The sequence below is a fragment of the Paenarthrobacter sp. NyZ202 genome, assembly GCF_049860755.1.
GTDB lineage: Bacteria > Actinomycetota > Actinomycetes > Actinomycetales > Micrococcaceae > Arthrobacter.
Genome location: NZ_CP187556.1, coordinates 935,675 through 950,735 on the forward strand (window position 1 = coordinate 935,675; position 15,061 = coordinate 950,735).

A 15,061-nucleotide genomic window follows, 5' to 3' on the forward strand; every position below is an offset into this window, starting at 1 on the left:
GATGAGCAAGGGAACGCTTAACCCCTCGATTGAAAGTCTTCTCCGGAGCTGGCTTCCCACTAAGCGGTGGTTTCCGGTCAAAAGCCCGGACTTTGGGCTGGAGCGCGTGGGTGGGTTCACGCTGCAGGACCCGGGCGGCGCTGCCGGGTTGGAGGTCCTGCTGCTGGCCGTGACGTACAAAACGTCCGACGGCGGCCCCCGCACCGATGTGGTCCAGGTGCCACTGAGCTTCCGGACCCAGCCCCTGGCAGATGCCCCCACAGCCTTGCTGGGGGAGTTCACAGATCCGAAGCTGGGGCTCCGCTTGGTGTACGACGCGGTGTTCGATGCCGGCTTCGTGACCGCATGGCTTGGGCTCATGCGGTTGGAATCCGCGGTGGGCAACGGTCTGGTGCAGGGGCACCTGACCCGGGGACGTGTCACCCTTCCCGCACAGCCGACCTCCGTACGGGTCCTGTCCGGCGAGCAGTCCAACACCTCGGTCATCGTGGACGACGGCGGTTCGGCAGCGATCGTCAAGATCTTCCGTGTGCTGGCTGCGGGCAGGAACCCGGAGGTGGAACTGGGAGCGGCCCTTACCGCGGCCGGGACCAGTGAGGTCCCGGCAACGCTCGGGTGGATCACGGGGTCCTGGGACGCTTCGGGCAGCAACGGCCCTGCTGCCGGCGAACTGACTGTGGCACACGAATTCCTTGCCGGCGGGCAGGATGCGTGGCGCCTGGCTGTTGAGGCTGCGTCTTCGGGCAAGGATTTCACCGAAGAGGCCCATGGACTTGGTGCCGCTACCGCGACCGTCCATGCCAGGCTTGCGGAGACGTTCGGAACTTCCGGAGCCGATGCCGGCGAGGGCCAGGGGAACGCCGTTGTCGCCGAGTTGACCCGACGCATCCGTGCCTCATGGGCGGAAGCTGCTGCCGCCGTCGGGCCTTACGACTCAAGCCTGGAATCCCTGCTCGGTGACGTCGACGCCACAGCGGTCGAACGCCTGCAACGGGTCCACGGCGACCTGCACCTGGGCCAGATCCTCAAGGTGCCCGGAACCGGCGGGACGCCGGACCGCTGGGCCATCCTGGACTTTGAGGGCGAACCCCTGCGCACCATTGACGAGCGCAATACTCCCGACCTGCCACTGCGGGACGTCGTGGGCATGCTCCGCTCGTTCGACTACGCCGCAGGAGCGGCCGTCCGCGAAGACCCGGCAGCGTCAGTGCCCGACTCGTGGGTGGATGACTGTGCGGAAGCGTTCCTGGCTGGGTACGGAGAGGTTAACCCGGGAACCATAGACCGCCGCTCGCCGCTCTTTGTGGCATTGTGGCTGGACAAGGCCTTATACGAGGTGGTCTACGAGCTGCGGAACAGACCGGACTGGCTGTCCATTCCGGTCAACGCATCCCGGCGGATCCTCGACAACACGAGCAGCGGCGGAAACGCGGCAGCTACAGCGGAAGGTAATGACATGACAGGCTCTGCACGCACCGAACGGCCCCGGGTTCCCCTCCACGTGGACCCTGAGACCTTGGCCCGTGTGGCAGCCGGGGCACACCACGCCCCGCACTCCATCCTGGGCGCACACCTGGACGACCACGGCCACGTCACCATACGGACGGTGAAGCACCTCGCCACCTCAGTCACGGTGGTTACCGAAGCCGGCCGGACCCCCATGGAGCATGAGGCACACGGCATCTGGGTGGCTGTCGTGGAACCGCTTCAGCACGGGCACGTGCCCGACTACCGTTTGGAGGTGGTGTACGACGCCGATCCCGTCACCATTGATGACCCCTACCACTACTTGCCGACCGTGGGCGAAATGGACTTGCACCTGATCGGTGAAGGCCGCCACGAACGGCTGTGGGACGTGCTGGGAGCGCACCTGCAGAGCTACCGGACGTCACTGGGCGACGTGAACGGCACCTCCTTTGCCGTCTGGGCGCCCAACGCGCAGGCTGTTCGCGTCAAGGGCGATTTCAATGGCTGGGACGGCCGCCACCATGCCCTCCGTTCGCTGGGATCCTCGGGTGTCTGGGAGGTCTTCATTCCCGGCGTTGCAGCAGGGGCGTGCTACAAATACGAGATCCTCACGCGGGCCGGTCATTGGGTGGAAAAGGCCGACCCGCTGGCCTTCGGCACTGAAGTTCCGCCGCTCACGGCCTCCCGCGTGATCGACTCCAACTACCGGTTCAAGGACTCCGAGTGGATGGAAGCACGGGCGCGGAAGGACCCGCACAACTCGCCCATGAGCGTGTACGAGGTCCATCTTGGCTCCTGGCGCCTTGGCCTTGGCTATAAGGAATTGGCCAAGGAACTGGTGGACTACGTGAAGTGGCTCGGCTTCACCCACGTGGAGTTCATGCCGGTAGCGGAGCACCCCTTCGGCGGCTCCTGGGGTTACCAGGTCACCTCCTACTTTGCGCCTACCTCGCGGTTCGGCCACCCGGACGAGTTCCGCTTCCTGGTCGATTCCCTTCACCAGGCCGGCATTGGCGTGCTGTTGGACTGGGTACCTGCGCACTTCCCCAAGGACTCCTGGGCCCTGGCCCGTTTTGACGGTGAGCCACTCTACGAGCACTCGGACCCGAACCTCGGCGAGCACCCGGACTGGGGCACGCTGATCTTCGACTTCGGCAGGCGGGAAGTGCGGAACTTCCTGGTGGCCAACGCCCTCTACTGGCTTGATGAATTCCACATCGACGGATTGCGCGTCGATGCCGTGGCGTCCATGATCTACCTGGACTACTCGCGGCAGGAAGGACAGTGGCAGCCGAACAAGTTTGGCGGGCGTGAGAACCTGGAGGCCATCTCCTTCATGCAGGAAGTGAATGCCACGGTCTACAAGACACATCCCGGAGCTGTGACCATCGCGGAGGAATCCACCGCGTTCCCCGGAGTTACTGCTCCCACCAACCATGGCGGCCTTGGCTTTGGGCTGAAGTGGAACATGGGCTGGATGCACGACTCGCTCAAGTACATCTCCGAGGACCCCATCAACCGCAAGTGGCACCACGGAACCATCACCTTCTCCATGGTGTACGCGTTCTCCGAGAACTTCCTGCTGCCCATCAGCCATGACGAGGTAGTGCACGGCAAGGGCTCCATGTTGCGGAAGATGCCCGGTGACCGGTGGCAGCAATTGGCCAACCTGCGCTCATTCTTTGCCTACCAGTGGGCGCACCCCGGCAAGCAGCTCATCTTCATGGGCACCGAATTCGGGCAGGAAGCAGAGTGGTCGGAGCAGTACGGACTCGACTGGTTCCTGGCCGATATCCCTGCCCACCGTGGCTTGCAGCTGTTGGTCAAGGACCTCAATGGCTTGTACTCGTCCACGCCGGCGCTCCACGTCAGGGACAACGAGGCCGGCGGCTTCCAGTGGATCAATGGCGGGGACGCGGACCACAATGTCCTGTCCTTCATCCGCTGGGATCACGACGGGAAAGCACTGGTATGCGCGGTTAACTTCTCCGGCGGTCCCCACCGCGACTACATTCTTGGAGTTCCGGAAGCAGGGAAGTGGAAGGAAGTCCTCAACACCGACTCCGAGGTATACGGTGGCTCGGGCGTGGTGAACAACGGTTCGCTGGTGGCCGCCACTCCAGGTACGGACGGACAGCCTGCAGCGTTGACCGTGACGCTGCCTCCGTTGGGTGCGGCCTGGTTCACGCTGGACTCCTAGTCCGCCGCGGGCTGTCTGAGGGGCCCGGTCCCGGGGGTGATGAACTCCGCGGGGGCCGGGTCTTTCCCTTGTTCAGGGTGACTTTGCGATTCGGCTGAGGCGGTGGTAGAGTTAGTACCCGCGCTGATCCCCACGAGAGATCGCACAGCCCAACACGAAAACCGCAAGGAAATCAGGTTGAGCTTGCCGATTTGACTCGGAGGAATCCAGTGGGTAAGTTTGAAAAGTTGCTCCGGAGCGATCTGCTGGCCTGTGTGGTTGGTGGTGGTGCTGGTTTGTGACCTGTTGTTTGAGAACTCAATAGTGTGCCAAGTTTGTTGATACCGATTGTTTTTTGATTGGTTGGATTTTGCCGGGCCGCCGTGCACCCCCGTGTGTGGTGGTTTGGTTTTCAGCTGGTTTCAGATTTTTGCATGGCTTCTCCTGTCTTTTTCCGGTGGGGGTTGTTGTGTTTTCGTTTTTGTTTTACTTTGACGGAGAGTTTGATCCTGGCTCAGGATGAACGCTGGCGGCGTGCTTAACACATGCAAGTCGAACGATGATCTCCAGCTTGCTGGGGGGATTAGTGGCGAACGGGTGAGTAACACGTGAGTAACCTGCCCTTGACTCTGGGATAAGCCTGGGAAACTGGGTCTAATACCGGATATGACCATCTGGCGCATGTCATGGTGGTGGAAAGCTTTTGTGGTTTTGGATGGACTCGCGGCCTATCAGCTTGTTGGTGGGGTAATGGCCTACCAAGGCGACGACGGGTAGCCGGCCTGAGAGGGTGACCGGCCACACTGGGACTGAGACACGGCCCAGACTCCTACGGGAGGCAGCAGTGGGGAATATTGCACAATGGGCGCAAGCCTGATGCAGCGACGCCGCGTGAGGGATGACGGCCTTCGGGTTGTAAACCTCTTTCAGTAGGGAAGAAGCCTTTCGGGGTGACGGTACTTGCAGAAGAAGCGCCGGCTAACTACGTGCCAGCAGCCGCGGTAATACGTAGGGCGCAAGCGTTATCCGGAATTATTGGGCGTAAAGAGCTCGTAGGCGGTTTGTCGCGTCTGCTGTGAAAGACCGGGGCTCAACTCCGGTTCTGCAGTGGGTACGGGCAGACTAGAGTGCAGTAGGGGAGACTGGAATTCCTGGTGTAGCGGTGAAATGCGCAGATATCAGGAGGAACACCGATGGCGAAGGCAGGTCTCTGGGCTGTAACTGACGCTGAGGAGCGAAAGCATGGGGAGCGAACAGGATTAGATACCCTGGTAGTCCATGCCGTAAACGTTGGGCACTAGGTGTGGGGGACATTCCACGTTTTCCGCGCCGTAGCTAACGCATTAAGTGCCCCGCCTGGGGAGTACGGCCGCAAGGCTAAAACTCAAAGGAATTGACGGGGGCCCGCACAAGCGGCGGAGCATGCGGATTAATTCGATGCAACGCGAAGAACCTTACCAAGGCTTGACATGGACCGGAAAGACCTGGAGACAGGTGCCCCGCTTGCGGCCGGTTTACAGGTGGTGCATGGTTGTCGTCAGCTCGTGTCGTGAGATGTTGGGTTAAGTCCCGCAACGAGCGCAACCCTCGTTCTATGTTGCCAGCGGTTCGGCCGGGGACTCATAGGAGACTGCCGGGGTCAACTCGGAGGAAGGTGGGGACGACGTCAAATCATCATGCCCCTTATGTCTTGGGCTTCACGCATGCTACAATGGCCGGTACAAAGGGTTGCGATACTGTGAGGTGGAGCTAATCCCAAAAAGCCGGTCTCAGTTCGGATTGGGGTCTGCAACTCGACCCCATGAAGTCGGAGTCGCTAGTAATCGCAGATCAGCAACGCTGCGGTGAATACGTTCCCGGGCCTTGTACACACCGCCCGTCAAGTCACGAAAGTTGGTAACACCCGAAGCCGGTGGCCTAACCCTTGTGGGGGGAGCCGTCGAAGGTGGGACCGGCGATTGGGACTAAGTCGTAACAAGGTAGCCGTACCGGAAGGTGCGGCTGGATCACCTCCTTTCTAAGGAGCTGCTAACAGCTGTCGGTGCCCCTGTAGGGGGTGTTGGTGGTTGTCAGTGTTGCCCATTGCGCAGGCGGATGTTCTGCGGTGGGTGCTCATGGGTGGAATATCAACGAATCATTTTTTGTGGTGGCATGGTTTTTGCTGCTGGTGTTCTGGTGTTAGTACGGCGGTCCTGTCCTTTTGTGGTGGGGTTGTTTGGAAGGTGCCGGGGTGTTGGTGGTGGGGGTTGTGTTTGGCGCACTGTTGGGTCCTGAGGCAACAGGACCTTCACGCAGCTTTTTGCGGGGAGACACGTTTCTGGTGTTTCTTTGTTTTCCTGCGGCCGTTTCCTTGTCACACGGGTACCCCTGTTTTGTTTGTGGGGGTTGTGTGGTGGGGGTGGTTGTTGGGGTTGTTGTTTGAGAACTACATAGTGGACGCGAGCATCTGGACGCATGCACCTGTTGGGTGTGTGTGTTCGTAGCAATTTCTTTGATTTAGAACCTGGGACTGCTGCCTGCCTGTTGGGTGGGTGGTGGTTTTCCTGTGGTTCTCTCGAATGGATTCAAGCATCAGCCAGGCCCCTTGAGGGGGTTTGGTGTGTGTGGTCTAGTTTTTAAGGGCGCACGGTGGATGCCTTGGCATCAGGAGCCGAAGAAGGACGTAGGAATCTGCGATAAGCCTGGGGGAGTTGATAACCGAGCGGTGATCCCAGGATGTCCGAATGGGGAAACCCCGCACAACGCTGTGAGGTGATTGTGTGACCCGTACCTGAACTCATAGGGTGCGTGGGGGGAACGCGGGGAAGTGAAACATCTCAGTACCCGTAGGAAGAGAAAACAAGAGTGATTCCGTTAGTAGTGGCGAGCGAACGCGGATGAGGCTAAACCGACCCATGTGTGATAGCCGGCGGGCGTTGCGTGGGCGGGGTTGTGGGACTTGCTGTACTGGTTCTGCCGGACCGGTGGGGTGAGAGTGCAGGTATAGGTGAACGGTCTTGAAAGGCCGGCCAGAGAGGGTGTGAGTCCCGTAACCGTAATGTTGTGCACCGCCTTTGGTGAGGATCCCAAGTAGCACGGGGCCCGAGAAATCCCGTGTGAATCTGTCAGGACCACCTGATAAGCCTAAATACTTCCTGATGACCGATAGCGGACCAGTACCGTGAGGGAAAGGTGAAAAGTACCCCGGGAGGGGAGTGAAACAGTACCTGAAACCGTGTGCTTACAATCCGTCAGAGCAGCCTTGTTGTTGTGATGGCGTGCCTTTTGAAGAATGAGCCTGCGAGTTAGTGTTACGTCGCGAGGTTAACCCGTGTGGGGCAGCCGTAGCGAAAGCGAGTCTGAACAGGGCGTTTGAGTGGCGTGATCTAGACCCGAAGCGGAGTGATCTACCCATGGCCAGGTTGAAGCGACGGTAAGACGTCGTGGAGGACCGAACCCACTTCAGTTGAAAATGGAGGGGATGAGCTGTGGGTAGGGGTGAAAGGCCAATCAAACTCCGTGATAGCTGGTTCTCCCCGAAATGCATTTAGGTGCAGCGTTGCGTGTTTCTTGCCGGAGGTAGAGCTACTGGATGGCCGATGGGCCCTACAAGGTTACTGACGTCAGCCAAACTCCGAATGCCGGTAAGTCAGAGCGCAGCAGTGAGACTGTGGGGGATAAGCTTCATAGTCGAGAGGGAAACAGCCCAGACCACCAACTAAGGCCCCTAAGCGTGTGCTAAGTGGGAAAGGATGTGGAGTTGCTTAGACAACCAGGAGGTTGGCTTAGAAGCAGCCATCCTTGAAAGAGTGCGTAATAGCTCACTGGTCAAGTGATTCCGCGCCGACAATGTAGCGGGGCTCAAGTACACCGCCGAAGTTGTGGCATTCACACATATACCTCAGCCCTTTGTGGTTCAGGGGTGTGGATGGGTAGGGGAGCGTCGTGTGGGCGGTGAAGTCGCGGTGGAAACCAGCGGTGGAGCCTACACGAGTGAGAATGCAGGCATGAGTAGCGAAAGACGGGTGGGAAACCCGTCCGCCGAATGATCAAGGGTTCCAGGGTCAAGCTAATCTGCCCTGGGTAAGTCGGGACCTAAGGCGAGGCCGACAGGCGTAGTCGATGGACAACGGGTTGATATTCCCGTACCGGCGAAAAACCGCCAATACTGAGCGGGGGATACTAACCACCCCCCACCCTGCCCGGATCACCACTTGTGGTGTGATGGTTGTGGTGGTGGCTGGGACCTGATCCCGGGAGGTAAGCGTATTAACAGGTGTGACGCAGGAAGGTAGCCGGGCCGGGCGATGGTAGCCCCGGTCCAAGGATGTAGGGTCAGGGATAGGCAAATCCGTTCCTGTGTGCTTCGAGCACGCTCCTGAGATCTGATGGGACCCCCGTTCGGGGGGATCCGGTGATCCTATGCTGCCTAGAAAAGCATCGACGCGAGGTTTTAGCTGCCCGTACCCCAAACCGACACAGGTGATCAGGTAGAGAATACCAAGGCGATCGAGAGAATTATGGTTAAGGAACTCGGCAAAATGCCCCCGTAACTTCGGGAGAAGGGGGGCCTGCCCCGTGAAACGACCTTGCGTTGTGGAGCGGGTGTGGGCCGCAGAGACCAGGGGGAAGCGACTGTTTACTAAAAACACAGGTCCGTGCGAAGTCGCAAGACGATGTATACGGACTGACTCCTGCCCGGTGCTGGAAGGTTAAGAGGACCGGTTAGCCACCTCGCGTGGCGAAGCTGAGAATTTAAGCCCCAGTAAACGGCGGTGGTAACTATAACCATCCTAAGGTAGCGAAATTCCTTGTCGGGTAAGTTCCGACCTGCACGAATGGAGTAACGACTTCCCCGCTGTCTCAACCATAAACTCGGCGAAATTGCAGTACGAGTAAAGATGCTCGTTACGCGCAGCAGGACGGAAAGACCCCGAGACCTTTACTATAGTTTGGTATTGGTGTTCGGAGTGGCTTGTGTAGGATAGGTGGGAGACGTTGAAGCCCGGACGCCAGTTCGGGTGGAGTCATCGTTGAAATACCACTCTGGTCACTTTGGACATCTAACTTCGGCCCGTGATCCGGGTCAGGGACAGTGCCTGATGGGTAGTTTAACTGGGGCGGTTGCCTCCTAAAGAGTAACGGAGGCGCCCAAAGGTTCCCTCAGCCTGGTTGGCAATCAGGTGTCGAGTGTAAGTGCACAAGGGAGCTTGACTGTGAGAGAGACATCTCAAGCAGGGACGAAAGTCGGGACTAGTGATCCGGCGGTACATTGTGGAATGGCCGTCGCTCAACGGATAAAAGGTACCTCGGGGATAACAGGCTGATCTTGCCCAAGAGTCCATATCGACGGCATGGTTTGGCACCTCGATGTCGGCTCGTCGCATCCTGGGGCTGGAGTAGGTCCCAAGGGTTGGGCTGTTCGCCCATTAAAGCGGTACGCGAGCTGGGTTTAGAACGTCGTGAGACAGTTCGGTCCCTATCCGCTGCGCGCGCAGGAAATTTGAGAAGGGCTGTCCTTAGTACGAGAGGACCGGGACGGACGAACCTCTGGTGTGTCAGTTGTACTGCCAAGTGCACCGCTGATTAGCTACGTTCGGATGGGATAACCGCTGAAAGCATCTAAGCGGGAAGCTCGCTTCAAGATGAGATTTCCACACACCTAGCGTGTGAGAGGCCCCCAGCCAGACCACTGGGTTGATAGGCCGGACGTGGAAGCGAGGACCAAAGACTCGTGAAGCTGACCGGTACTAATAGGCCAACAACTAACACCACACACACTTGCATGCACGCGTCCACTATGTGGTTCCCGAACAACAACCGTTCAGGAAAACCAACCACAACCAAATAACAACACCACAGTTGTAACCAAAAACTTCCCACCCCCACCAACACGGGGGACGGGTAACAAGGTTACGGCGGTCATAGCGTGGGGGAAACGCCCGGTCCCATTCCGAACCCGGAAGCTAAGACCCACAGCGCCGATGGTACTGCACCCGGGAGGGTGTGGGAGAGTAGGACACCGCCGGACACACTTCAACGGAGGAGCCCCGACCACGACGGTCGGGGCTCCACCCATTTAAGCCCGGCAAACATCCCCACAGGTAGAGTTGTTGCTCATGGACAGTCTTTTCAGCCATCCCGAGCCGGACCCGGCCGCACCTTCCCCGGAGGCCTTCGACCTGGAGCCGCTTGTGGTCACGGTGGTGGTTCCCGCCGATGTACCCCACGCTTTCATGGGCTTCACAGACCACCCGCATCTGTGGTGGCCGCTTGAAGACGAGAGTGTCTTTGGCGCCGGCTCCCACGTCGAGTTCGAAGAGAACATGATCCTGGAAACAGCCGAAGACGGCCGCACATCTTTGTGGGGGACCATTGATGACTGGCAGCCTCCGCTGTCTTTCCACGCCAGTTGGCATCCCGCAAGCACGCCCCTGTGGTCCACCGAGCTGCGGGTGTCTTTCCGTGCCGTAGACGGCGGAACCGAAGTGCGCTTGGTCCACGACGGCTGGGAAGGTGCCGAGGACCCTGCCGCCAGCCGGGAGTCATATGCCGAAGGGTGGCCCCGCGTCCTGGATCGATACGTGAGGTTCATGGGTGGGGCGGTTGCTTAGGGTCCGCAGGCTCACGGCTGAAGACTGGCCCCTGCTGAAAAAGGTCCGCCTCGAGATGCTTGCCGATACTCCCATGGCCTATGTGGAGAGCCTGGAATCGGCGCGGCGCCAAACCGATACCCAATGGCAGGAACGCGCGGCCGCGATGGCAGGAGACAGCAGTGTCACCCTGGTGGCGGATACCGGCTCGGACGGCGGTCCCCTGTCCGGGTTGATGAGGGTGGTGGTCAAAGACCCTCAACAACCGGACAGGCCGCTTCAGGCTGTCCTGATCAGCGTGTACGTAGCGCCGCAACACCGTGGCCTTGGTCTTGCCGACGAGCTCCTTGACCAAGCTTGCGCGGCGGCCCGCGAGGAATTGGATGCCGCCATCCTGGAGCTTGGAGTGCACCAAGACAACGCACGGGCACTGGCTTTCTATGCGCGGCACGGGTTTACTCCGACAGGGGCGAGCAAACCCTACCCACAGGACACCAGCAAAAGGGAGCTCATCATGGAGCGGCAGTTGCGCTAGCTGCGTCCGTGGAAAGGCTTTCTCCCTTGTGAGGTCGCGGTGGCTAGACTGTGATGACTGAAAACACTGCGAAGACTGCCGGTTTGGCGTGTCCGCGGTGCTCATGTGGAGGAACCACCTTGTCAGACGAAACGGTCATGGCCGGAACAACAGAGGAAAACATCAAGGAGCGGACGCTCGTCAACGTGGACGGCGGCAGCCCCACTGCTGCGGAGCGTGCGTTCCTGGACGAACTTGTCCAGGGACTGGGGCGAGGTCAGGTGGACGAAGGTCATTCCACCCGCACCACCTACTCGGCAGACCAAGGGCCGCTGCCCGAGCGGCACCTGCCCCTCGCCGTCGTATGGGCGGAATCGGTAGGCGACGTACAGCTGATCGTCCGCACGTGCGCTGCCCATGATGTGCCGATTGTCCCCCGCGGGGCGGGTACCGGTGTATCCGGAGGTGCGCACGCAACCGCCGGCTGTATCGTGCTCAGCCTGGAACGGATGACCCGCATCCTGGACCTCAACCCTGATGACGAAACGGCCGTGGTCGAACCTGGCGTCATTAATGCCGACCTCAATGCTGCCGCCGCTGTCCACGGCCTGATGTACGCGCCGGATCCTGCGAGCTACAAGATGTCGACGATCGGCGGCAACGTGGCAACCAATGCCGGCGGATTGCGGTGTGCCAAGTACGGCGTCACCAGGGATTCCGTTCTCGCATTGGATGTGGTCATGGCCGATGGATCGCTTCTGCACACGGGGCACCAGACGTTCAAGGGGGTGGCCGGCTACGACCTGACGGCGCTTTTGGTGGGTTCGGAAGGAACGCTCGGGATTGTGGTGGGAATCACCGTCCGGTTGAAGTACCTGCCCCGGGAGATCCACACCATCGCCGCGTTCTACCAGGACTTCCGCAGTGCCGCCGCCGGGGTGTTGGCCGTAGGCAAGGCAAGGGTTCAACCCGCCATCATGGAGCTCCTGGACAACGGGACGCTGGAGCAGCTGGACGATATCAACGGCTCGGATCTCCAGAAGCGCGGCAGATCATTGCTGCTGGTGCAGACGGACGGTTTTGGTGCCGCGGCCGAAGCTGACGTCGTCAGGCGGGTGCTTGCGGACACCGGCGCCACCGTGAGCATGGAGCCCAGCGCCGAAGCGGAAATGCTGGTGGAACTACGCCGGAACAGCCGCGGCGTGGAAGTGGACGACGAGTTCCGGGTGGGTGAGGACATCGCTGTGCCCAGGTCCCGCCTGGTGGACTTCGTGGCCGAACTCGAGGCCATGGCGATCCGCTTCAACGTCAAACTCAAGGTGGTGGCGCACGCCGGGGACGGCAACCTGCACCCCACGTTCTGGCTGGACCGGGTGGACCCTGCAACGGACGCTGATGCCCTGATCCGGCTCAATGCTGCCTTGGATGAATCCATCCGCGTTGGCCTGGCAATGGGCGGGACCATCACTGGCGAACACGGCGTTGGGCAGTACAAGCTCAGGTGGCTGGGGCTTGAGCAGCCCGAGCCCGTGCGGGAGCTGCAGCGCCGCATCAAGGAACTGTTCGATCCTGCAGGCATCTTGAACCCTGGCAAAGCCATCTAGGACAGTTCGCGTGGCCCCTCGCCCGTCAGGCACGGTCCGTGCCCTGTCGGGGCAGGGGCCACGCGGCGTATCCTCAGCGGTATGAACTCATCGGGCACCCATGAACAAGACACCCCTGCTACGGAGATCCTGCCGGCCAACGAATGCTGGGACCTTCTGCGCAGCGTTTCCGTAGGACGCCTGGCAGTCCTGGTGGATGACCACCCCGACATCTTTCCCGTGAACTACAAAGTGGACCACGGCAGCATGGTTTTCCGTACGGGCGAAGGGACCAAGCTCCACGCAGCGTTGAGCGATGCCCCTGTGGCCATCGAGGCTGACGGCGTTAACGCTGAAACGGGCGTTGCCTGGAGCGTTGTGGCGAAGGGTCAGGCGTCGGCAGTGACGCTGACACAGGAGGTGCTGGATACCATTGGCCTCCTTTTGTTTCCTTGGGAAGCGGGGCAGAAGGACCAATTCATCCGCATCACCCCTGACACCGTGACGGGCAGGCGCTTCAAGGTCACCCCGCCGGTGACGTGGTGGACACCCCTGGATGATGCTCCGACGGCCCGGGGCGAATAGTCCCTAGACCAGTTCCAGCCGGTCGGCCACCACCTTGCCGGCATGAATCACCGTGCGATCCTGGCCGCGGTCCATTACGGTGGAAGCCACCGTCTCACCGTCCACCAGCAGGAGCTCGGCCGGGTCGCCGACCTCGACGCCGGGACGGTGCCATACGCCCTGAAGCCGCCTTGCGTCCGGATCCAGGATGCTGGCCCCGCCGATGGTGGCGATAGCCAGGCAGTGCTCAATGAGTTCGTCCTGACGGAAGCCGTGGGTGAAGGCCAACTGCCACGTCCGGTCCAGCATGTCGGTGTTGCCGTAGGGGGACCAGTAATCCCGCTGGCCGTCCTCGCCCAGGCCCAGACGGACGCCGGCTTCCGTGAGCAGGGGGATGGGCAGTTGACCTGACGCAGCCGGGGCAACCGAGGCAAGGGACACATCGAGGTCGGCGAAGGCCTCGATGAGCCGCCGTGTGGTGGCCTCACTGACGCTGCCCAGTTGGTAGGCGTGGGACATGGTCACCTTACCCTGCATGCCCAGGGCGCGTGTCCGTTCCAGCACCAGGTCCGTGCTGAAGACCCCGAGCTCACCGGGTTCGTGCAGATGGATGTCGATCGGTACCTGGTACTTCTCAGCCAGCCCGAAGACGATGTTCAGATGCCGTGCAGGATCACGGTCCAATGAGCACGGATCGATGCCGCCCACGACGTCGGCGCCCGCATTCAGTGCTTCTTCCATGAGATCCACGGTGCCTTCTTCCCTCAACAAACCTGCCTGTGGAAACGCGATGATGTCCACCCCGGCCTTGTCGGAGAACTTCTCCTTGGCCCCGGCCACGGCTTCGAAGCGCTCAAGCCTGCAGTCGACGTCCACTTGCGCGTACGAGCGCACGCGTGTGGTGCCGCGGGCAATCATGCGGCCCAGGGTGGTGTTGACCCGTTCCTGCAGCGGGACCTCGGCGTTGCGCCAGTTCATGCGGTCGTTCATCATCATGTTCCACACTCCCGGCCCTCCGGTGTGCTCCCTGAACGGCAGTCCGATCCGCGTGGAGTCCAGATGAACGTGGACGTCCGAGAAGGATGGAACCAATATCCGGTTGCGGCCTTGGACGATGTCGGTGCCTTCCGGGACTGCGCGTTGAGGATCGTGGGGCTCGACGGCAGTGATCTCCCCGCCTGCGTGGTCGGCAACAATACTGACGTCGCTGAGGGCCTGTCCCCAAGGGCGGACGGCGCGGATCAGGGTATTCAAACGTGGCTCCTTGTGTCCGTTGGGCTCTGCGGACCCGAAGCTGGGAGGGCGCCGCATTGAATACCAAAATAGCTTATTCCCACAAATGGAGGGCAAGAGACCAAGAAAGATCACCACTTGGAATACCAGCAGGATGCTACCAAGGCCTGCCCTGCAGGATCTCCCAGCACGTGTAAGCTCGGGAAGAAGCTGGCGTGTTGAGCCGGCTTCAGATCATGATGCCGGACTGAAGGGAAGATGTGCTGTGGCCCAGGCGACGCCGGAACCTGCCAATGGCCGCGACGATGAGGCCCGCGCGGAACATGTCTACCAACTGGTGCTCGAAGGCATCGTCACGGGTACTTTCGCCCGGGGTTCGCGTCTGCGCGAGAGGGAACTGTCCGATCTGTACAGTGTGTCCAGGATCCCGGTGCGTGAGGCCATCCAGCGCCTGGAACAAGACGGGTTCGTTGCAACGTTCCCGCGCCGGGGCGCCGTGGTGCGCCAGCTGACCCTGACCGACGTCAACGAGCTCTTTGATGTCCGCCTCTGCCTGGAAACCTTTGCCGCAAGGATGGCTGCCACCCGGGTTGCTCAAGGCGCATCAGGCGCCCGTCTGGAGGAGCTGATGGAGGCTTCCAACGCGGCGATCGACGACGGCCGCATGGACGACGTCACGCTGATCAGCGCACAACTGCATACCGAGATAGTGCGCCTCTCCGGCAACAGGCTCCTGATGGAGTCCGTGAAACCCCTGTTCGGACGCATGCGCTGGATTTTCGGCCTGGCCCACAACCGCAGCCATGAGCTTCAACGGGACGAGCACACCCAGCTCTGCAGCGCCATCCTCCAGGGACGCCCCGAACTGGCGTACTCGCTGGCCTACTCACACATTGAACTGGGCCGCGAACCCGTGCTCGCCGGACTTGCCGAGACCCTGGAACCCTGA

At 60.8% G+C, this 15,061-nt stretch carries 7 protein-coding genes and 3 rRNA genes; 9 read left to right on the forward strand and 1 reads right to left on the reverse strand.

From position 1 onward, the window contains the following. The first annotated feature begins 1 nt into the window (after position 1). The 8 genes from ACPFL9_RS04505 (at position 2) to ACPFL9_RS04540 (ending at position 12,900) form a co-directional block, all read left to right on the forward strand. The gene (locus ACPFL9_RS04505) at positions 2 to 3,667 is read left to right on the forward strand and encodes a 1,4-alpha-glucan branching enzyme (RefSeq protein WP_426006080.1); all 3,666 of its coding nucleotides are present in this window, start codon (positions 2 to 4) and stop codon (positions 3,665 to 3,667) included. A gap of 470 nt (positions 3,668 to 4,137) precedes the next feature. After that, positions 4,138 to 5,663, forward strand: a 16S ribosomal RNA gene (locus ACPFL9_RS04510). Between the two features lie 588 nt (positions 5,664 to 6,251). Next, a 23S ribosomal RNA gene (locus ACPFL9_RS04515) occupies positions 6,252 to 9,400 on the forward strand. Between the two features lie 139 nt (positions 9,401 to 9,539). Continuing rightward, a 5S ribosomal RNA gene (rrf, locus tag ACPFL9_RS04520) occupies positions 9,540 to 9,656 on the forward strand. The 16S, 23S and 5S rRNA genes sit together here, the layout of an rRNA operon. Before the next feature lie 88 nt (positions 9,657 to 9,744). After that, a complete protein-coding gene (locus ACPFL9_RS04525) occupies positions 9,745 to 10,239 on the forward strand; it encodes an SRPBCC domain-containing protein (protein ID WP_426006081.1) in 495 nt (164 codons plus the stop codon). Next, entirely contained in the window at positions 10,223 to 10,753 is a 531-nt protein-coding gene (locus tag ACPFL9_RS04530) for a GNAT family N-acetyltransferase (protein ID WP_426006082.1), read from the forward strand. Before ACPFL9_RS04525 ends, ACPFL9_RS04530 begins: the two co-directional genes overlap by 17 nt. A gap of 137 nt (positions 10,754 to 10,890) precedes the next feature. Next, entirely contained in the window at positions 10,891 to 12,336 is a 1,446-nt protein-coding gene (locus ACPFL9_RS04535; RefSeq protein WP_426007487.1) for an FAD-binding oxidoreductase, read from the forward strand. Positions 12,337 to 12,417: 81 nt separating this feature from the next. Then, entirely contained in the window at positions 12,418 to 12,900 is a 483-nt protein-coding gene (locus tag ACPFL9_RS04540; RefSeq protein WP_426006083.1) for a pyridoxamine 5'-phosphate oxidase family protein, read from the forward strand. Positions 12,901 to 12,903: 3 nt separating this feature from the next. Here the strand turns inward: ACPFL9_RS04540 and ACPFL9_RS04545 are convergent, their stop codons facing one another. Next, positions 12,904 to 14,133, reverse strand: a complete 1,230-nt coding sequence (locus tag ACPFL9_RS04545) for an amidohydrolase family protein (protein ID WP_426006084.1) — start codon at positions 14,131 to 14,133, stop codon at positions 12,904 to 12,906. Between the two features lie 244 nt (positions 14,134 to 14,377). On the opposite strand from ACPFL9_RS04545, the gene ACPFL9_RS04550 reads away from it, so the two are divergent. Further along, the gene (locus ACPFL9_RS04550) at positions 14,378 to 15,061 is read left to right on the forward strand and encodes a GntR family transcriptional regulator (RefSeq protein ID WP_426006085.1); all 684 of its coding nucleotides are present in this window, start codon (positions 14,378 to 14,380) and stop codon (positions 15,059 to 15,061) included.

What these genes read in the sequence shown, in the direction of transcription:
- ACPFL9_RS04505 (WP_426006080.1), top strand. Translation starts at nt 2, where the DNA reads ATGAGCAAGGGAACGCTTAACCCCTCGATTGAAAGTCTTCTCCGGAGC.
- ACPFL9_RS04535 (WP_426007487.1), top strand. Translation starts at nt 10,891, where the DNA reads ATGGCCGGAACAACAGAGGAAAACATCAAGGAGCGGACGCTCGTCAAC.
- ACPFL9_RS04525 (WP_426006081.1), top strand. Translation starts at nt 9,745, where the DNA reads ATGGACAGTCTTTTCAGCCATCCCGAGCCGGACCCGGCCGCACCTTCC.
- ACPFL9_RS04540 (WP_426006083.1), top strand. Translation starts at nt 12,418, where the DNA reads ATGAACTCATCGGGCACCCATGAACAAGACACCCCTGCTACGGAGATC.